Annotated in this window: 15 protein-coding genes; 11 read left to right on the top strand and 4 right to left on the bottom strand. The window is 65.5% G+C overall.

The genetic code is table 11. The annotated features are described in order from the left end of the window. Nucleotides 1-14: 14 nt before the first annotated feature. Together GTA51_RS06950 and GTA51_RS06945 are read left to right on the top strand one after the other, a co-directional pair. The gene (locus tag GTA51_RS06950; protein ID WP_160959800.1) at nucleotides 15-2,480 is read left to right on the top strand and encodes a mechanosensitive ion channel domain-containing protein; all 2,466 of its coding nucleotides are present in this window, start codon (nucleotides 15-17) and stop codon (nucleotides 2,478-2,480) included. Next, on the top strand, nucleotides 2,477-3,604 hold the full coding sequence (locus tag GTA51_RS06945; protein ID WP_160959799.1) for a DUF362 domain-containing protein: 1,128 nt from the start codon (nucleotides 2,477-2,479) through the stop codon (nucleotides 3,602-3,604). The genes GTA51_RS06950 and GTA51_RS06945 overlap by 4 nt, the downstream gene beginning before the upstream one ends. 111 nt (nucleotides 3,605-3,715) lie before the next feature. On the opposite strand, the gene GTA51_RS06940 is transcribed toward GTA51_RS06945, so the two are convergent. From GTA51_RS06940 to GTA51_RS06930, 3 genes are read right to left on the bottom strand one after another with little or no spacing between them, the layout of a single operon-like run. Next, entirely contained in the window at nucleotides 3,716-4,051 is a 336-nt protein-coding gene (locus tag GTA51_RS06940; protein WP_160959797.1) for a hypothetical protein, read from the bottom strand. Between the two features lie 30 nt (nucleotides 4,052-4,081). After that, nucleotides 4,082-6,715 carry a cytochrome ubiquinol oxidase subunit I gene (locus GTA51_RS06935; RefSeq protein ID WP_160959796.1) on the bottom strand — a complete coding sequence of 878 codons (2,634 nt, stop codon included), beginning with the start codon at nucleotides 6,713-6,715 and terminating at the stop codon, nucleotides 4,082-4,084. Nucleotides 6,716-6,718: 3 nt separating this feature from the next. Then, the gene (locus GTA51_RS06930) at nucleotides 6,719-7,765 is read right to left on the bottom strand and encodes a hypothetical protein (RefSeq protein WP_160959794.1); all 1,047 of its coding nucleotides are present in this window, start codon (nucleotides 7,763-7,765) and stop codon (nucleotides 6,719-6,721) included. A 413-nt stretch (nucleotides 7,766-8,178) separates the two neighbouring features. Between GTA51_RS06930 and GTA51_RS06925 the strand changes: the two genes are divergently transcribed. Further along, on the top strand, nucleotides 8,179-8,382 hold the full coding sequence (locus GTA51_RS06925; protein ID WP_160959793.1) for a hypothetical protein: 204 nt from the start codon (nucleotides 8,179-8,181) through the stop codon (nucleotides 8,380-8,382). Beyond that, complete coding sequence (locus GTA51_RS06920) at nucleotides 8,375-9,094, top strand: ubiquinone/menaquinone biosynthesis methyltransferase (protein ID WP_160959792.1); 720 nt, start codon at nucleotides 8,375-8,377, stop codon at nucleotides 9,092-9,094. Before GTA51_RS06925 ends, GTA51_RS06920 begins: the two co-directional genes overlap by 8 nt. 332 nt (nucleotides 9,095-9,426) lie before the next feature. Here GTA51_RS06920 and GTA51_RS06915 read toward each other — a convergent pair whose 3' ends face one another. Then, nucleotides 9,427-9,633 (bottom strand): DUF2065 domain-containing protein, encoded by a 207-nt coding sequence (locus GTA51_RS06915; RefSeq protein WP_160959790.1) that lies wholly within the window; start codon nucleotides 9,631-9,633, stop codon nucleotides 9,427-9,429. Between the two features lie 119 nt (nucleotides 9,634-9,752). On the opposite strand from GTA51_RS06915, the gene GTA51_RS06910 reads away from it, so the two are divergent. From GTA51_RS06910 to GTA51_RS06880, 7 genes are all read left to right on the top strand, one after another. Next, a complete protein-coding gene (locus GTA51_RS06910; protein WP_160959788.1) occupies nucleotides 9,753-11,066 on the top strand; it encodes a nucleotide sugar dehydrogenase in 1,314 nt (437 codons plus the stop codon). Between the two features lie 137 nt (nucleotides 11,067-11,203). Next, the gene (gene mqnB / locus GTA51_RS06905) at nucleotides 11,204-11,911 is read left to right on the top strand and encodes a futalosine hydrolase (protein ID WP_343039494.1); all 708 of its coding nucleotides are present in this window, start codon (nucleotides 11,204-11,206) and stop codon (nucleotides 11,909-11,911) included. A 13-nt stretch (nucleotides 11,912-11,924) separates the two neighbouring features. Next, the gene (locus GTA51_RS06900; protein ID WP_160959785.1) at nucleotides 11,925-12,728 is read left to right on the top strand and encodes an MqnA/MqnD/SBP family protein; all 804 of its coding nucleotides are present in this window, start codon (nucleotides 11,925-11,927) and stop codon (nucleotides 12,726-12,728) included. Nucleotides 12,729-12,792: 64 nt separating this feature from the next. Next, on the top strand, nucleotides 12,793-13,761 hold the full coding sequence (locus GTA51_RS06895) for a polyprenyl synthetase family protein (protein ID WP_160959784.1): 969 nt from the start codon (nucleotides 12,793-12,795) through the stop codon (nucleotides 13,759-13,761). A gap of 58 nt (nucleotides 13,762-13,819) precedes the next feature. Next, nucleotides 13,820-16,816, top strand: coding sequence for a phosphoribosylformylglycinamidine synthase subunit PurL (locus tag GTA51_RS06890; RefSeq protein WP_160959782.1), 2,997 nt, complete (start codon nucleotides 13,820-13,822; stop codon nucleotides 16,814-16,816). Nucleotides 16,817-17,047: 231 nt separating this feature from the next. Then, the gene (locus tag GTA51_RS06885) at nucleotides 17,048-17,539 is read left to right on the top strand and encodes a cytochrome c family protein (protein ID WP_160959781.1); all 492 of its coding nucleotides are present in this window, start codon (nucleotides 17,048-17,050) and stop codon (nucleotides 17,537-17,539) included. 107 nt (nucleotides 17,540-17,646) lie between these two features. Then, nucleotides 17,647-19,659, top strand: coding sequence for a methyl-accepting chemotaxis protein (locus tag GTA51_RS06880; protein ID WP_160959856.1), 2,013 nt, complete (start codon nucleotides 17,647-17,649; stop codon nucleotides 19,657-19,659). Nucleotides 19,660-19,730 lie beyond the last annotated feature (71 nt).

The following is a 19,730-nucleotide window of genomic DNA, read 5'->3' as shown; positions in this document are numbered from 1 at the left end:
GTATCAGGGCAGCTATGACGCCGCGCCGCGCCCTCCTCCCTGCCTGCCTGCTGCTGGTCCTGCTGGCCGCGACCGTATCGGTTGCCGCCATTTCCCGTCTGGTTGTCGATGACGACCAGGCCTGGGGCCTGGTGCTGGAGACCCTGCAAAAGCAGGATGCGATCAGCCGCAGTCGGCTGGAGGCCTTCAAGGCCCGTCGCGCCGTCGAAGAGGCCGAGCAGAACATCGAACTGGAGCGGTTGTTTCGCGACCGGGCCAGACTCGCCTTATGGCAGGCCACGGCCTCTGATCCCTGGGAAATCCGCACTGTCATGGCCGGCATGGACCGGCTGCGCCAGGATGTGGCCCATCTGGCCCAGCGGCCGCAGCAGGCCTGGACGGCCCTGGAACAAAACGTCGCCCTGCTCGAATCCTACCGCGACAAGCTCCGCGCCATCACCAGCCAGGAAGTGCCCGAACGCTTCCGCCAGGCCCTGGCCCCCAGCCAGCGCTCCATTGACAGTCTCAGCACCGAAATCACCGCCCTGCGCGACAGTCTGGCGCTGGAAGCCACCCCCCTGCGCAATCTGGCCGAGCAGCTCGACACCGCTGCCGACGAACTGCAAGAGGCCATGGCCCCGGCCTGGAAGCGGTATTACAAGGACTCCAACCCCTCGATTTTCGCCGCTTCCTTTTTCCGGTATCTCCATGAAGACATTGAGGACTGGAAACTCTGGGCCGGGCTGTGTTCGGAACTGCTGGACACGGCGGCCTTGCAGACCATGCTCCTGGAGGGCCTGGGCATGGGCGCCCTGGCCGCCGCCCTGGTCGCCGCCCTGTTTCTGATTGGCCGGCGCGTGGCCGCCCGACGCGGCGTTTCCAGGCTGACACTCGGGCTTGTGGCCAAGCTGGCGGTCTGCACCGCTGCCGGAGCGTTTTTTACGACCCTGGCCCAGTTCGCGCCGTTTTTCCTGTTCACCCTGTTCATTTCCATTGGCGAAATTCTCTATGCCGCCGCCCTGGTCCATCTCTCGCGTTTAAGCCGCGATGCGTCGCGCGACGGCCAACGGCCGGCCGTCTTATGGCCCACCTGGCGACTGTTCGCCCTGGGCCTTATGCTCGAATCCGGCCGTTTTCCCGACACCCTGAGCGGCCCGCTCATGGCCGTGGTTTTGGCTCTGGCCGCCCTGGGCTTTTGGAAGCGGCGCAAGGCAACGCCCCCGGATCAGCGCCTGGACCGGGCCATCACCGGCATCCTGGCCTTTGCCCTGCCGCCCCTGGCCGGACTGTCGCTGTTCGGGCTGCCGCAAACAGCCATCCTGTTCGCCTCGGGCCTTTTCTACGTGGCCCTGTCCCTGCGATTCGCCGCACGTATCACCCGCTATTTCGGCCGCCGCGAAATCGAGCGCCGCCATGGCCGTTTGCCGCTTTTCCTGGGCGTCCTGGCAGGGGCCGGGTTCCCGTTTTTCTTTCTGGCCTGCCTGTTCCTTTTTTTGTGGCTGCTTTCAAACCAGTTTGGCGGCGAAAACGTCTTCCTGGAAGTGCTGACCACGGAAACCCGGGTGGAGTCCGTGGGCATCAGCCTGCAAAAGCTCGCACTGCTTCTGCTCGGCTACTATCTGGCCCGGGCCTTTATTGCCCTGTCGGCGGCCTTTATCGCCGAAATGGCCGGCCGACGCCGCAGCGTGGAACGCGGGGCCAAGACCACCCTTTTGACCATCAACACCTACCTGTGGTGGGGGCTCTACGTCGTCTTTGCCATGTCGGTGCTGGGCGTGTCCCTGACCAGCGTGGCGGTGGTGGCCGGCGGTCTGTCGGTCGGCATCGGCTTTGGTTTGCAGACCACGGTCAATAATTTCGTCAGCGGCCTGATTTTGCTCTTTGGCCGCTCGGTCCAGGCCGGGGACACCATCCAGCTCGGCGACGGGCAGGGGGTGGTCAAGGAAGTCAACATCCGCAACACCGAGGTGCTCACCAACGAAAACGCCACGGTGTTTGTGCCCAACTCCGAGCTGGTGTCCGGCAAGATCATCAACTGGAGCCACAAAGACCCCAGCGTTCGCCGCGACATCGCCGTGGGCGTGGCCTATGGCTCGGACACGGCCAAGGTGCGCGAACTGCTCCTGGCGGCGGCCAAAGAGTGCCCCGACGTGTTGGCCACCCCGCCGCCGGCCGTGCTGCACTGGGATTTCGGGGCCAGCACCCTGGATTTCAAGCTGCGCGTCTGGCTGGCCGACGTATCCGGCGCGGTGACGGCCCTGTCCACGGTGCGCGGAGCCATTGACCGGCTCTTTCGCGAAGCCGGCGTCGAAATCGCCTTTCCCCAGACCGACCTGCATCTGCGCACGGCCCCGGCCCTGGAACAGCTCGCCCGCGAGCACACGGCCGAGACCACCCGCCTGCTGGCCGCCATCAGCGACCGTCTCGACGCCTTGGAAAAACAGACCCGCCGCCAGCCCGACGGCTGCGACGGCGATGCCAAAAAAGGAAGCGCCCCATGACCCAAGACACAAATCATGAACCGGCCAAGGTCTATTTCGCCGACTTGCGAGCCCGCACGCCCAATCGCAACCGCACGGCCAAGCTTAAAAAACTCTTTGAGGCCGCCGGCTTTGGCGATGTCGTCAAAAAAGGCGACCTGACCGGGGTCAAGGTCCATTTCGGCGAACGCGGCTGCGACACCCATATAAGCCCCACCTACGTCCGGGCCATGGTGGAGCGCATCAAAGCCTGCGGCGGCCGGGCCTTTGTCACCGACACCAACACCCTCTATTCCGGCAGCCGGCACAACGCCGTGGACCACATGGTCACGGCCGTGGAGCACGGCTTTGACTATGCCGTCCTTGGCGCGCCGGTCATTATCGCCGACGGCCTGGACAGCACCAACGTGTTGGAGGTGCCTGTTGCCGGCAAGCATTTCCAGTCCGTCAAAATTGCCGGCGACATCGTGCGGGCCGATTCCCTGCTGGTGCTGTCGCATTTCAAAGGCCACGAACTGGCTGGCTTTGGCGGGGCGGTCAAAAATCTGGCCATGGGCTGCGCCCCCCGGGCGGGCAAGCAGGAGCAGCACTGCGTGCGCTTTGTGGTGGACGCCAAAAAGTGCATCGGCTGCCAGGAGTGCGTGAAGGTGTGTCCGGTTGGGGCGGCTACCATGGACGGCAAGAAGGCCGTCATTGACAAGGCGACCTGCATCGGCTGCGGCGAGTGTCTGACGGTGTGCCGCAAAAAAGCCATGAGCATCAACTGGCACACCGAGATCGTGCCGTTTATGGAGCGCCTGGTGGAATACGCCCTGGGGGCGGTCACCGGCAAGAAGGGCCGGGTGGGCTATGTAAACTTTTTGGTCAACGTGACGCCGGACTGCGACTGCGTGCCCTGGTCCGACGCGCCCATTGTGCCGGACATCGGCTTTCTGGCTTCCACCGACCCGGTGGCGCTGGACAAGGCCTGTCTTGATCTGGTCAACGCCCAGGCGGCCTGTCCCGAGTGCAAGCTCGAACACGGCCTGGGCACCGGCGAGGACAAATTCGCGGCCTTGTGGCAGTGGACGCGCGGGGATGTGACCTTTGTCCACGGCGCGGCCGTGGGCCTGGGGCGGCCCGAATACGAGTTGGTGCGCATCTAACTGCGGCCCGGTCCGCTGACCTGAAAACGCCCGCCCCGGAAACTCCGGGGCGGGCGTTTTGCATTGTGCGCCGCGCAAGACGGCGTGTGGCGAGGACATCGCCACAGCCCGCTATTTCCGAACGCCGGTGCTGGACTTGATGCACCCGGCTGTGGCCGAGGACACCTTGCGCTGCATATCCGCCGGCATGGCCCCGTGCGTCAGGATATAGCTGACGGTCTGGGAGTTAAACAACGCCGCCGTCTGCTGGGTGGAGCATTTGCATATGGCTGCTGTCTGGGCCTTGGTATAGCCCTGGCGGGCAAAATCCCCTTCCTTGGCCAGACACTCCTGGTGCATCTTGGCCTGCAAGGTTTGACGCATTTCCGGCGTCATGGTGATCCCCCCGGCTGCAAAGGCTGGTAGCGGCGCAAGCAGCGCCGCCAGCAGCACAAGAAACGTCTTCATGCCCACTCCTCCCTCGCTGGCAACGCCACCCTATTTCACCATATTGGGATGGTGGGAATCCCCGTCCATCTCCACAGTGTGGCACACGTCACAGCGTTTGCCCGAGGCAATGACCCCGGGCGCGCCCATGTACTGCATGGGGGCAAGATTATTGACATTCAGGCCGTAGTCGTTGACCGCCACAAAGGTGGCATGGGGACTGCCGTGGCAGGCGGCGCAGGGAATATTGCCCGTGGCCTCGGTGCGATTGCGATAAAGGCCGGCCGCGTCCTTGGTCCAGGTGTTAAAGGCGCTGGCATCCTTGGCCGGCCGGGCAAAGTCCTTGTGGCAGGTCAGACAGTCGGGCAACTGGGTCCAGGCCGCCCGGGGATGGACAGCGGCAACCGTGGCCACGCTGCGCGGGGCCAGGGGCGTCATAAGGCGCACGGCAGCGGCCTTGCCGGCGGCCTTTTCGTGGGCCAAAAGTGAGAGGGCGTGGTCTTCCATGAAGCCATGGCAGCGCGGACAACCGATCCCGGCCGCGGCGTGGTTGTCGCGCTGGGCCTGGGTCACGCCGTTTGGCGCGGTTGGATGGCAGCGGTTGCAGGCCTCGGCCCCCTGGCCGGTCATGTACGAGGCGTGAAAGCCATGGACCGCGGCCGAGAGGGTGAGCAGCTCCGGCCGGCCGGGCAGCCCGGCGGCGTTGGGACCGGCATCGGTATGGCAGCCAAAGCAGGCCACGGGTTCGCCCAGAGCCGCGGTCTGGGCCAGTTTGGTGCCGTTTCGCTTATCATGCACGGCCAAAATCGCCTCGGCCGTGGGCTTGGCCACGCCAGTTGCCTCAGCCTCGCCCCATGAGCCGCCATGGCAGGTTTTGCAGCCCATTTCCGTGGACACGGCCGCCACGGCCTTGGTTGCGGCCAGGGGTGCCCCGGCCGCGTCGGCAGCAGTGACGGTAAAGACCGGATAGGGGTTGACCGTGCCGTCGTCGGCGTAGGGCGAAACCGGGATGCCGGCGGCGGTAAAGACCTTGCCGGCGGGCGTCATGATGCCGTCGGGCGTCAGCCCCGTGACCGAGGTGTTCCCGGCCAGGGTCTTGCCCACCAACGTCTTGGCGTATTTCCAGAAAGGAAGATGCGCGGCCGGGTTTTTGGCTCCGTCCGGGGCGGCATAGCGCACGGTCGCCCCCTGGGTGACCACTTCGGGCAACACGTCGCGCTTGACCAGCACTGCCTTAAGCCCGTTGCCGGGCGCGGCCAGGGAAAACGAGCCGTCGCAGCCGGCCATGGCCACAACACCCAGTTCCCCGACAGCCAGGAGCAGATGGCTGGCGTTTTCCAGATCAAAGGGCGGGATGGCCACCTCGACGGGATTGACCTCCACCGGCTTGGCCTTTGGCGCATAGCGGCCGTTGATCCCCTGGGCCACGTAGGCGGCCAGGGCGGCCCGCTCATCCGGCGAACCAAGGAAAGGCGGCATCTGGGTGAACAGCTTGCCCTGGCCGGTGAGGTAGGCCTCCACCCCTTCGGCCCCGATCTGGCTGGTATAGTTGCGGATGTCTTTGACTGGCCCGCCAACGCTGTGGCAACCCAGGCACTGGAGGGTGAAAAGCTCGGCCCCGGCGGCCAGCCGGTTCTCCGGCGTGATTTCCTTGATTTTTGCCCAGGCGGCCCGGGGCAAAAGCGGCGCTTCGTAGGGCGCTGCCTGACTGGGCCGGATGTCGGTGGCCCAGACAAGCCCCGGGATGAGCCAGGGTTTGCGGGCGGCCTCGCGCATGGTCTCAAAGGCCCCGACCAGCCCCAGCCCGGCCAGCAGCAACAGCCCGGCCAGTACCCGGCGAAGCCCCAGCGGCAAACGCAGGGACAGGGCCATGGAGCCGGCGGCCACGGCCAGCAGCAACGCCGGCCAGGCGGCCCGATAAGCGGCTATTTCGCTGCCGCGACGCAGGAAAAAGGCCCGCACCGGTTCCGGCAGCGCGCCCACATACCACCAGCCCGACAGCAGCAAGAGCGGCGCGGCGGCCACGGCCCAGCGGCAGGACGTGCGCAGCATCGTCTCCCGGGCCTCCTCGTCCGGTATGCCAAGAGCCGTGGCAAAACCGAACAGCCCGGCCAGAAGCAAGCCCAGGACCGTTCGCAGCACAACGCCCGGCCAGAAGGTCGGATTGAACAGGCCGTCCCAGAAATCCTGGCTCACCGGCCACTCCCCCGGGGTGAGCATGAACCCGACGATGCCGTTGACCACGAACAGCGACAAAAAGGCAAAGGCGAAATAGAGCCAGCCCACGAGCATATGCCGCCGGGCGTCCAGGCGGTCGAAGCCGTAATAATAGACAAGCAAGGCCGCGATCTCGCCAGCGAAAAACGTCCACTCCGTGGCCCAGCCCCAGGCGAAAGTGCGCACCAGAAACAGTGTGGCCTGGGGCGAGAGCAACGATATGGTCAGCCAGATGCCGACCCCGGACAGGCCGCCAAAGACCATGGTCAACAGCATGAAAAACCGGGTGTGGCGATGCAGATAGGCCAGCAGCGGCTTGGAACCCAGACGCCGGGCCTTGGCTTCGGTCAAAACCAGGAACAGGCCCCCGCCCACGGCGAAATGGGCCACAAACACATGCAGCACGGCAATGAGGATGATCCAGAAACCACCGCCAAAGGTAGACAGCTGCCAGACAGGAAATTCCATGCCCTAACCCCTTTGCCCGGCGCGGCGATACAGGCTGATGGCCCAGATTGCGGCCAGGGCCGTGGCAGCGAGACAGGCCAGAAACATGACGATGGGACCGATCTGGGTGGCGACCGGCAGCGCGTCCAGGGTGAAATGCGGGGCCAGATAGGCTTGCCGGACCTGCTCGCGCACAACCGCCATGCCGCCAACAGCGGCGACAATAAAAAAGGCCGCCCGCCCGACCCGGCCGCGCCAGGCGTTTAACAGTGCTGCCGCCGCCAGCCCAAGCCCGAGCATAAAGGCCAGGGTGGTCACGGGATGGCCGCCGAAAAACCGCTCCATGATCGGGCGCGGCAGCGACAGCAGAAACCACAGGCCCACGGGAATCTGGGCCAGGGTGGCCCCACCAAACCAGCGCAGCCCCAGCCGCAGCCGGTCGGCGGCCGCAGCGTCGCTACGGGCCGCTTTTTGAGAGAAAAGCGCCAGGGCCAGTCCGCCAACGGCCAGGGAGGCGGTCACGAAATGAAGCCAGCGGGGCAAAAAGGTCGGGTCGCCCACAGCCAGGGCCGTGCCGCCGGCCTGGGCCGCAGCCCCGGGCCAGAGATCCGGGCGCACCGCCAGCAGCGAGACATTGACCAGGGTCAGGCTGGCGAGAAGGAGCAACGCCCCTGCCCCGGCCGCAATCCAGCCCGCGCCGGGCCGTGCCGCCCGGGGCTGGAACACGTAGAGCAGGCCGTAGGCGATCATGACAACCATAAAGAGCGACAGCCAGGGCACGGCCGACAGGATGGCGGCGGTGTAAAGGTATTGGCCGTAGAGCACCGAGGCAAAGAGCAACACCGGGATGGCCAGGTTGACAGCCACGGCCACGGCAATGGGCAGGCGTTTGGCCAGGGCACCGGCCACGGCGCGGCCGGTGCCGGGCGAAAAAAGGGCGATCAGCGTGCAGCCCAGGGCCACGTTGACCAGCAGCACGTGGGCGGCAAAGGCGGCCACAAGCAGGACTTCATACAGGCCCGGCGGCCCGGTGACGGCCATTCCGGGTGCCAGGGTCAGAACATGGGACATGACGACAAAGCTCCCTTCCCGGCGCAGTGGCGTGTGGGGCCATGGGGCTTACAAACCGGGGATTCGAATTTCCCCCGACCTTACGGAAATATGGTGTCGATCACAACGGCCAAGGCTGCTTGCGTCATGAGCACACGGCCACAAGCGTTTTCTTGTGCCGCCGCGTCCGGGCCTTGCCTGCCGGCCCGGGCGGTTTGGCGGGCCTCGACGCGCCGGGCGGCCCGTGCTAGGGCCTGCGCAAAAAGGTGGAGTGCCTCCCCTGGTTTTTCCCTTTTCCCGCCCGGTCCTTGCCCTTGGACGGTCCAAGGCCATTTCCCCAACCGGGCGGGTTTTTTCACAAAGCCGACGGATTGCCCCGAGACGCCAGACCGCCTGCCCGGCAACGCGGTCAGGGCCATAAAGGACCAAGCAGCATGGAAAAGCGGGAAAACCTGGCCTTGCAGGTGACCAAGGAAATCGTGGTCAAGTTTGTGGAGACCGGCCGTATTTCGCCGGGCAACTTCACCGAGCATTTCGGTCCTATCTATGAGGAAGTGCTGCGGGTCATAAGCCGCACGCCACATGCGCCCGGCCAAACCGACGCGGCCCCGGCCAAGGGTGGACACGACCATGGCTGAGCTGCCCGTTCCCGGAGACAACCGCCGGGTGGCCGGCATGTTCGGCCGGGTGGCCGGCTCCTACGATCTGCTCAACCACATGCTCTCAGCCGGCCTCGACATCGCCTGGCGCCGGACCATGGTCCGGGCGCTGCTGGCCCCCGGCCTGCCCCTTGGCCCCATCCTCGATCTGGCCGCCGGAACCCTCGACGTGTCCATCGCCGTGGCCCGCCGCTGCAGCCGCCGCATCCTGGCCGCCGACGTGTGCGCCCCCATGCTCCTGGCCGGCCTTGGCAAATTAAGCGAGGCCGACCGGCGGCGCATTTTTCCCACCGTGGCCGACGGACGCGTGCTGCCCCTGGCCGATGCGTCCGTGGCCGGGGCCACCATTGCCTTTGGCATCCGCAACATCCGGCCGCGTTCCCAGGCCCTGGCCGAACTGGCCCGGGTCATCCGGCCGGGCGGGCGGCTGTTGGTGCTGGAATTCGGCACCGGCAAACGGCGCATGTGGGGCGGGTTGTACAATTTCTATCTGCGCCGGGTGCTGCCCAAAATCGGCAAGCTCGTCTCCGGCGACGACGAAGCCTACCGCTACCTGGCCGAGACGATCCGGGAGTTCCCGGACGAAGCGACGCTGGCCGAGGAAATGCGCCAGGCCGGCTTTGCCGACGTGGGCTACCGGGCCATGGCCGGCGGTATCGTCTTCCTCCACGCCGGGGTCAAGGCGGTGTAGAAAAGAGAAAAGAGATTAGAGAGAGAAGGGAAGGCAGAAGATGCCTCCGGCGGCCGGGGGGGATAATCCCCCCCGGACCCCCTTGATAGGAGAGGTCTTTAAGGGGTTATTGGACGTTTGTGCGACGGTTGACGGGAGCAGGAAAGGCGATTGTCGGTCGAGCCGCAGCCACAGGGATTCCTGCCACGCTCAAATTTTGGCAATCCTGGTCCACAACCGCCCAACTGACCAGCCAACCCCAAGCCCCTTTAAAAACTTCTTCCGCTGGGGGGTCCGGGGGGATCATCCCCCCGGCCGCCGGAGGCCTCTTCTCTCTTCTTCTCTCGCAAGGGCTAGCCGCCGGAGGCGCGTAGGAAAAAGAGCAGGGCCAGACCGGACAGGATGGCTGTGAAGCCCAGGGCCCGCAGTTCGCCGGGTTTGCGCTCGGACAGGGCTTTGAGCACTGTGGGCATCTTCTCGGCCGCCAGAAAATACGGCAGCCCTTCCAGAATAAAGGCCAGCCCCAGGGCCGTCAGGAACAGTTTCCAGTTAAATTCCATCCCTCAAGAGTACGATTTCGGCCGCGACATGTAAAGCCGCCTATCTTGCAGGGGGCCGCGCTTTGCGCTATCGCGACCATGGATCTGTTCCGTTTTTTTCCAATGAAGGAGAACACCCATTGATCAGTTTTGAAGACATCCGCGCGAGAAAGGCCGCTGTGGCGGTCATTGGCCTGGGCTATGTCGGCCTGCCCCTGGCTGTGGCCCTGGCCCGCCATTTTGACGTGGTCGGTTTTGACGTCAAGGCCGCCCGGGTGGAAGAACTCAGGGCCGGGCGCGACAGCACCCTTGAGGTCGAACCCGGGGAACTGACCGCCGCCAGCCTGCGCTATACCTGCGATCCGGCCGAGCTGGCCGCCTGCAAGATATTTATTGTGGCCGTGCCGACGCCGATCAACGCCCACCGGGCACCGGACCTCGGCCCCCTGGTCGGTGCCTCGCGCCTGCTGGCCGGCCGGATCACCCCCGGCTCCATCGTCGTTTATGAGTCCACGGTCTACCCGGGTCTGACCGAAGAGGTCTGTCTGCCGCTGCTCGAAAACGGCTCAAACCTCGTAGCCGGCCAGGACTTTTTTGTGGGCTATTCCCCGGAGCGCATCAATCCCGGCGACAAGGTCCACACCCTGGCCACCGTGGTCAAGATCGTGGCCGGCCAGACCCCGGAAGTGACGGACCTTTTGGCCGATCTTTACGGCGCGGTGGTCACGGCCGGCATCCACAAGGCAGCCTCGATCAAGGTGGCCGAAGCGGCCAAGGTCATTGAAAACACCCAGCGCGACATCAACATCGCGCTTATGAACGAATTGTCGATGATCTGCGACAAGCTGGACATCGACACCGTGGACGTGCTGCGCGCCGCCGAGACGAAATGGAACTTCCTGCCTTTTCGCCCGGGTCTGGTCGGCGGCCACTGCATCGGCGTCGATCCGTACTATCTGCTCTATCAGGCCCAAAGCCTCAATCTGCATCCGCAGATCATCCCGGCCGGGCGTCGCATCAACGACTCCATGGCCAAGCATGTGGCCGAAGTGACCATCAAGATGCTCATTCGCTCGGAGTGCCGGGCGAGCTGCGCCCGCATCGGCGTCCTGGGCCTGACCTTCAAGGAAAACGTCCCGGATCTGCGCAACACCAAGGTTGTGGATATGGTGCGCGAGCTTTGCGATTTCCGCATGCATGTGCTGGTCCACGATCCCATGGCTTCGCCCGAGGAAGCCCGCGAGGAATACGGCCTGACGCTGGTTCCCTGCGAGGAGCTGCGCGAGCTGGACGCGCTTATCATCGCCGTCAACCACGCCGCCTTTACGGCGCTGACTTTGGACGAGATCGCCACCTGGTTTCGCCCTTCGGTCGAGCCAATACTTATCGACGTCAAGGGCGTGTTCGAGCGCACCGCCGCCGAAACCGCCGGCTACCGCTACTGGCGGCTGTAGAAACATCCATGGCCCACCCAACGCCACCCCCCGGTCCTTCTGGCGCGTGTGCCGGGACCGGGGAGGCAAGTCTTACGAACGGCCCGCTGGGGCCGGGGGATGCGCCCCCGGCCCCACGCCCACGGCTCCTGCTCGTTTTGGCCACGGCCAAGGAATACCGGGCCGCGTTGTCGGGCCTTGGCGCTCCTGCCCCCCCGGCTCCTGGCCACACCGTGCCCTGGCGGCGCGGCGGCCGCGACATGCTCGTCCTTGTTTCCGGGGTCGGGCCGGTGGCCGCCGCCCTGGCCGTGGGCCGGGCCATCGGCCGGGGACAGGGAGCGCCTGACCGGGAAGTGTCCGGTGTGCTGGCCCTTGGCATTGCCGGCAGCTTCGATCCAACCGTCCTGCCCCTGGGCGGGCTGGTGGCGGCCACAGCCGAAATCTTTCCCGAATACGGCCTGCGCGGTTCAGACGGTCCCCAGGCTATGGACGCCCGGGGCCTGCGGTTTCCCCAGGCGGTCATCGACGGCCACGACATCTACGACCGCCTGCCCCTGGCCCCACCGGCCGAGGCCGCCCGGGCCTTGGGCCTGACCCTGCCCGAGGCCGTCATCGCCGGTCCCTGCCTCACCGTGGCCGGGGTCAGCGCCACGGCCGAACGGGCCGCTGCCCTGGCCGCACGCTACGGCGTATTGGCCGAATCCATGGAAGGCTTTGCCGTGGCCCTGGCTGCCGCCGCTTCGGGCCTGCCAGCGCTGGAACTACGCGCCATCTCCAACCGGGTAGGCGCGCGCCCACCGGCCGACTGGGATCTGCCCGCCGCCCTGGCCGCCCTTGGCCGCGCCGCCGCCTGCCTTTTTGCCTAAACGAGGCCGCCCCATGGACACCATCACCGTCGCCATCTCCCCCTGTCCCAACGACATGGCCATCTTCGCCGCCTTTATTCTGGGCCGGGTGGGTGTGCCCGGCCTGCGGGCCGACTTCGCCTTTGAGGACGTGGAAACGCTCAATGAAGCCGCCCTGGCCGGCCGCTACGACGTGGTCAAGATTTCCGCCGCCATGGCCGCGCCCCTGGCCCAAACCTACGCCGTGCTGCCGTCCGGAGCGGCCTTTGGTTTCGGGGCCGGCCCCAAACTCGTGGTCGCCAAGGGCTTTGCCGGCCGTCCCCGGTCGGTTGCCGTTCCCGGCCTTCGCACCACGGCGGCCGCCCTGCTGCGCGCTGCCCTGGCCGAGGACCGGCCCGAGCTGCCGCTGCCTGACGCCGCTTTTGTCCCGGTGCGCTACGACGAGATTGTCGCCGCCGTGCAGGCCGGCCGGGCCGAGGCCGGGCTGCTCATCCACGAGACGGCCCTGGCCGCCGCTGCCCACGGCCTGACATTGCTGCTCGATCTTGGGGTCTGGTGGCAGGGACGCTGGCCGGACGTGCCGGTGCCCCTTGGCGTCATCGCGGCCCGCAAAAGCCTGGGCGCGGCCCGCCTGGCCGCGTTGGCCGGCGTGTTGCGCCAAAGCCTGACCCTGGCCCGGGAACAGCCCGGGTTGGTGGCCCCCTTGGTGCGGCTTTTTGCCCGGGAACGCGACGACGCCGTCATTGCTGCCCATATCCGGGCCTATGTTGGCGATTTGAGCCTGGACATGGGACCAACCGGTGGTGCGGCCCTGGTCGCCCTGGCGCAAATGGCTTGAGAGCGCCATTTCCCGCCCGCCCCCCCCTTGCCAGCCCCGGACCAATGCTGTTAAACTCCAGCGGATGAGCGATATCGCGGACATTTTGACTCGGGAAGTCCCGGCCATCAACCGGTACCTGGAGGGCGCGGCCAATACGCTAAACCCTCTGGTGCAGCCGGTGGTGCGCCATGTGCTGTTGGCCGGAGGCAAGCGCCTGCGCCCGCTGCTCACCATTTTGGTGGCCAGAGCCTTGGGGTATGCCGGGGACAACGTCCATCCCCTGGCCTGCTCCCTGGAATTTTTGCACTCGGCCACGCTGCTGCACGACGACATCGTCGATGGGGCCAAGTTGCGCCGGGGCCGCGCCTCGGCCCATGTGCTTTTCGGCGCCACACACACCATCCTGGCCGGCGACGTATTGCTCGCCTTGGCCAACCGGCTGGTGGCCGAATACGACGACCCGGAGCTGACCCGCATCCTGTCCGAGGCGCTCCTGCAGACCGCCACCGGGGAAATCCAGGAAATCGCCCATCTGCGCGATGTCGATCTGCCGCTGGACACCTATTTTTCCATCATCACCGGCAAGACCGCCTACCTCATCCAGGCGTCCTGCCACTGCGGCGCCGTGCTGGCCGGAGCCAGTGAAACGCTGTGCCAGGCGGCCCAGGATCTTGGCCACGCCATCGGCATCGCCTTCCAGCTCGTGGACGACGCCCTGGACTACACCTCCCCGGCCACCGTGTCCGGCAAGCCCACCGGCGGCGATTTGAAGGAAGGCAAGGTCACCCTGCCGCTGATCCTCTATCTGGCGACGCTGCCCTTCGAGGAACGCCGCCGGCTGGCTGAAGATTTCCGCCAGGACCAGCTCTCGGCCGAAGATATCGAATATTTGCGCGGCAACATCGTTGCCGGCGGACACGCCGAGAAAACCCGGGAGAGGGCCGCCGAGTATCTGGCCAAGGCCCAAGCCGCCCTGGCCCTGTTTCCCCCCTCCCCCGAAGCCGAACTGATCAGCGACGTCCTGGCTCCCATGCTCGCCCGGGAGAAATAGGAAGACGCCTGCCGGCGGCGTGCCCGCACACTTGTGACCTCAAAACGGAAGGAACGCCATGCTCAGTCGCGTCGCCGTGGGCCTGCGCCCAAGCGTCCGGGATGTGGTCGGCCAGCGCGTGGCCGGCAAGATCCAAAACGAATTGCATCTGCCGGTGACCGCCGTCGCCATGATCCGAATTTTCACCATCGCCGGCCTGACCGACGCCGAAATAGCTGCCGTCATCGACGCCGGCGTGCTCCATGACGTCGTGGTCCAGACCGCATCCGCTGCGCCGCTTACGCCCCAGGGCGACCCGGCCGACTGGGTCATCGAGGTGGGTTTCCGCCCCGGCGTCACCGACAACGAGGCCCGCACCGCCAAGGAAGCCATTGCCCTGGCCCTTGGGCTCGACGACGCCCGCAGGAAAGAGCTGGCCGTCTACACCGCCGTCCAATATCACATCTGCGGCCTGCCCGACCGGGACAGCGCCGCCCACGTCGCCCTGGATCTGCTGGCCAACGATCTGCTTCAGCGCCACGAGATCAAATCCCGCGACGAATGGGCAGCCGTTCCGGGTTTCCCGGCCCGGGCGGCCAAGGTCACCGGCAAGGCCGACTCCACCGTCACCGTGCCCGACCTGTTCAATATGACCGAAGAGCAGATGCAGGCCCTAAGCAACGAGCGCACGCTCGCCCTGTCCCTGGACGAGTGGTGGGCCATCCGGGGCTATTTCGGCCTGCCGGGCTTTAAACTGCGCCGGGTGTCCTGGGGGCTTATCCACAACCCCACCGACGTGGAGCTCGAGTGTCTGGCCCAGACCTGGTCCGAGCACTGCAAGCACAAGATTTTTAGCGCAGCCATCACCTACCGCGACGAGGAAGCAGGCACCGAGGAAGACATCGTCAGCCTGTACAAATCCTACATCCAGCGGTCCACCGCCGACATCCGGGCTGCCCTGGGCGAACGCGACTTCTGCCTGTCGGTCTTTTCCGACAACGCCGGTGTGGTGCGATTCACCGAAGAACTCAATTTGTGCATCAAGGTCGAGACCCACAACAGCCCCTCGGCGCTGGACCCGTACGGCGGCGCCCTGACCGGCATCGTGGGGGTGAACCGCGACCCCATGGGCACAGGCATCGGTGCCAATCTGCTCTGCAACACCGACGTCTTCTGCTTTGCCTCGCCCTTTTTTAAGGGCCAACTGCCGCCGCGCCTGCTCCACCCCCGCCGGGTGCTGGAAGGCGTTCGCGAGGGTGTTGAGCACGGCGGCAACAAGTCCGGCGTGCCGACCGTCAACGGCTCCATCGTTTTTGATGAACGCTATCTCGGCAAGCCGCTGGTCTTTTGCGGCACCGTCGGCATGCTGCCGGCCGTTATCAACGGCAAACCGAGCCATTACAAAAAGGCCCTGCCCGGCGACTACATCGTCATGGTCGGCGGCCGGGTCGGCAAGGACGGCATCCACGGCGCGACCTTTTCCTCGGAAGAGCTGCACGAAGGCTCGCCGGCAACCGCCGTGCAGATCGGCGACCCCATCACCCAGCGCCGCATGTACGACTGCCTCATGCGCGCCAGGGATTTGGGCCTGTATAACGCCATCACCGACAACGGGGCCGGCGGCCTGTCCAGCTCGGTGGGTGAAATGGCCCAGGACGCCGGCGGCTGCGAACTCTACCTCGATAGGGTGCCGCTCAAATACGATGGGCTGGTTCCCTGGGAGATTTTCACCTCCGAGGCCCAGGAGCGCATGACCCTGGCCGTGCCGCCGGACAAGTTCGCCGAATTCATGGCCCTGGCCAAGGAAATGGGCGTCGAAGCCACGGAACTGGGCAACTATACCAATTCCGGCTATCTGCGTGTCTATTACGGCCAGCGCACGGTGGCCTACATCGACATGGACTTCCTGCACAACGGCACGCCGCGCATGGCGCTTGCCGCCACCTGGAAGCGTCCGGTTATCGCGCGCACCGAACCGGTCCTGCCGGCCGGCGGCCACGGCGCGCTGCTCAAAACGATGCTCGGCCGGCTTAATATCTGCAGCAAGGAATACGTGGTCCGCCAGTACGACCACGAGGTCAAGGGCGGCTCGGCCGTCAAGCCCCTGTGCGGCGTGCGCCGTGACGGCCCGTCCGATGGCGGCGTGCTGCGCCCGGTGCTGTCGCGCTCCGAAGGCGTGGCGCTCACCCACGGCATCTGTCCGCGCTATGCCGACATTGACGCCTACTGGATGATGGCCGCCGCCATCGACGAAGCGGTGCGCTCGGCCGTGGCCGTGGGGGCCGATCCCGACCGTCTGGCCGGCGTTGACAACTTCTGCTGGTGCGATCCGGTGGAGTCGGCCAAGACCCCGGACGGCCGCTACAAGCTGGCCCAGCTTGTGCGGGCCAACAAGGCCCTGGCCCATTTCTGCCGAGCGTTTATGACGCCCTGCGTGTCGGGCAAAGACTCCATGAAAAACGACTACTCCGGCGGCGGCGCCAAGATCTCGATTCCGCCCACGGTCCTTTTCTCGGTCATGGGCTTCGTGCCCGACGTGGCCAAGGTCGTGACCTCGGATTTCAAACAACCCGGCGATCTGGTCTATGTCCTCGGGGCCACAGCCGCCGAACTCGGCGCTTCGGAACTGGCCGACGAGCTGGGTTTCACGTCGCCGGATGTGCCGCAGGTCGAGGCCGTCTCGGCCCGACGCCGCTATAAAACCCTTTTCGCCGCCATCCAGGCCGGACTGGTAAGCGCCTGCCACGACTGCTCCGACGGCGGTCTGGCCGTGGCCCTGGCCGAAATGGCCATCGGCGGCCGCCTTGGAGCCGAGCTGGACTGCAACGCCGCGCCCGGGGCCGCACGCCTGACCGATCTGGAACTGCTCTACAGCGAATCCCAGAGCCGGCTTGTGGTGGCGGTTTCCCCGCAACATGCGGCCGCCTTCGAGACGCTGTTTACCGGCCAGCCCATAGGCCGGCTCGGCAGCGTAACCCAGTCCCCTGCGCTGACCCTGCGCCGGGGCAGCGTCGTCCTTTGCGACGAACCCGCCGAAGCGCTGGCCCAGGCCTTTAAGGCAACGCTGAACTGGTAGCCGCGCCGCCCTACGCCCGTCCAGAACCTGTCCAAACGCCGGGGGGAACTTTCCCTCCGGCGTTTTTGTTGCGCCCAGTGCGCCGGACAGGCCAGACTTGGTGCAACCAAGAGACACGGAACCATTACGCAGAATGACTTTTGCGGCAATTCGACTATCCATATTGCAACCCTGAATAGATTGTGTTACAAAGTAACCAATTTCTCAACACACGTAACCGAGGAGACCGACATGGTCCGTTGGCGTGCTAGGTTTAAGGCATTGCTTGCGGCAGGTCTTTGCGCCTGCGCCATTGGCATGGCAACAGCGCCAGCGGCCGCCGCAGACGAACCGTCGGGCACCTATGTCGGCTCCAAAGTCTGCATGGACTGCCATCCCAAGCAATACGAATCGTTTTCCCGATATTCCAAAAAGTCCCACTCCTCCCAATCCGTCAAGATCATGGCCCCCAAGCTCACGCCCGAGGAACTTGCCAGTTGCTTTGCCTGCCACACCACCGGCTACGGCAAGCCCGGCGGCTTTGTCAGCTTTGAAAAGACCCCGGAAATGGCCGACGCCGGCTGCGAAGTCTGCCACGGCCCAGGTGCCGCCCACGCCGATGCCGGCGGTGATCCCAAGCTGATCCAGGCCAAGCTGGCCATGCGCCAGTGCGAGGGCTGCCACAGCGCCGAACGGGTGCGCACGTTTAACTTCAAGCCCATGCTCTTTGCCGGAGCGCACTAGGGCCACCCCGCCCGGCCGGGAAGCTGGCCGGGCGGAAGGGCTGTTGCGAGTACCGCCTGGAATTGCATCTGTGCAATGTTCCGGGCCACCCTACCGAGGAGGCCATGATGAATGTGGTTGCGCGATCGCTGGGAATCAAGGTGCTGCTGCTTGTTTCGGGGCTGACCGTCCTGGCCTTCGCCGGTCTGTTTCTGGCCAACTCCCACTGGCAGCGCCAGGGAGCGGTGGACCAGATCGACCGGGCGGCCACGCGTTCCAGCAACATCTTGCGCCTGGCCATCGAAGAACCCATGCGGCTTGGCAAAAACACCGAAACCAAGGCGCAATTTGCCAAGGTGGCCGCTACCCACAAAGATATCCGGGTCTTTTTAACGGATTATAGCGGCAACGTGACCTATGCCACCGAGACCGGGGCCGTGCGCCAGGACATCGACCGCACCGCCACAGACCCGGCCGTGCCCAGGCTGGTCAAAAAGGCCCTGGCCGGGGACTTCCACGGCGGCGAGATTCTCACCTGGGCCGGCACGCCCTCCTTTGTGGCCGTCACTTCCATCCGCAACGAACCCGATTGCCACCACTGCCACGGGGCTGCCAAGCCCATCCTCGGGGCCATGGTGGTGGTCCAGGATATCGCCCCGGAAATGGGCCGGTTGGCCGCCGACCAGTACAAGGCGGCCGGACTGTCGGTGGGCGGGGGTGTTGCCCTGCTGGCCGCCCTGCTCCTTTTTATGAAATATGCCGTGGTCGGCCGGGTGAAAACCATCGCCGCCCTGTCGGCCAAAATAGCCCAAGGCTCGTTGGATCTCACCTTTAACGATCCGGGCAAAGACGAGATCGCCTCCCTGGCCGGCAACCTCTCCACCATGGTCGGGGCCATGAAGGACCAGCTTGAATACAACCGGGGCATCTTAAACGGCGTCATCATCCCCATCTTCGTGGCCGACCGGCAGCGCTGCTTTGAGTTCGTCAACACGCCGCTGACCACCATCCTCGGCAAATCGGCCCAGGCCATGCTCGGCCAGCCCGTGGTCGAGAGCTTTTTGCGCGAGGACGGCCGCTCTGGCTGCGCCGCTGTTCTGTCCTCAGGCGATTGCACCAGCGGCTTCACCCGGTTTACGAGGGCTGACGGCCAGACCTTTCCCCTGCATTATGAAATTTCGCCGCTGAAAAACGCCGCCGGCGAAGTGGTCGGCGTCATCGGCGTCCTTATTGATCTGACCCAGGAAGAGACCGACAAGGACCACATAAAGGCCCAGCGCGCCAAGCTGCTGGCCGTGGCCGACGAAGTCACCTCGGTTGCCCAGGCGCTTTCCAGCGCCGCAGACGTTTTAAGCTCCCGTATGGAGGAACTGACCACCGGCGTAGCCAATACCGCCCGGGAAACCGACCGCGTGGCCACGGCCATGGAAGAGATGAACGCCACGGTCATTGAAGTGGCCCGCAACGCCGGAGACACGGCCCGGGCCTCGGGCGACGCCTCCCGGGAGGCCGAGGCCGGCGGCCGGGAAGTGGCCCAGACCGTCACCGAAACCCGGTTGGTTTCCAAACGCACCGCCGATCTGGCTGCCTCGCTGGGGCAACTGCAAATCCGGGCCACCAATATCGGACAAGTGCTTTCCGTTATTGGAGATATCGCTGACCAGACCAATCTGCTGGCCTTAAACGCAGCCATCGAGGCCGCCCGGGCCGGCGAGGCCGGGCGCGGGTTTGCCGTTGTGGCCGATGAAGTGCGCAAACTGGCCGAAAAAACCATGACCGCCACCTCCGAGGTGGCCTGTGCTGTGGGCGAAATCCAGGACAGCACCCGGCAGGTGGTGACCGGGATGGACGAGACGAAAACCCGGGTGGAGCGCACGGCCGACATGGCCGAAGGCTCGGGGCAGGTGCTCGGGCGCATCGTCGATCAGGCCAACCGCATCGCCGATATGGTGCGAAACATCGCCACGGCCTCGGAGCAGCAGTCTGCCACCAGCGAGGAAGTCGCCGGCAGCGTGGCCCATATCAACGAACTTTCCCAGGATCTGACCAGCCGCATTGCCGAAACCGGGGAGCGCATCCACGAAGTGCGCACCATGGCCAACCATCTGGCCCGGCTGGTGGAGCAGTTCCGGCAGGAGTAAGCGTTCCCGGGCGCAGGGCCGGTCTTGACAATTCGGTGCAAACTAAAGGATAGACTTAGGCGTGCGCGCGC

The sequence above is a fragment of the Solidesulfovibrio aerotolerans genome, assembly GCF_009856865.1.
Taxonomy (GTDB): domain Bacteria; phylum Desulfobacterota; class Desulfovibrionia; order Desulfovibrionales; family Desulfovibrionaceae; genus Solidesulfovibrio; species Solidesulfovibrio aerotolerans.
Note: the sequence above shows the minus strand (reverse complement) of the source record. Positions and strands in the feature narration are given on the sequence as shown.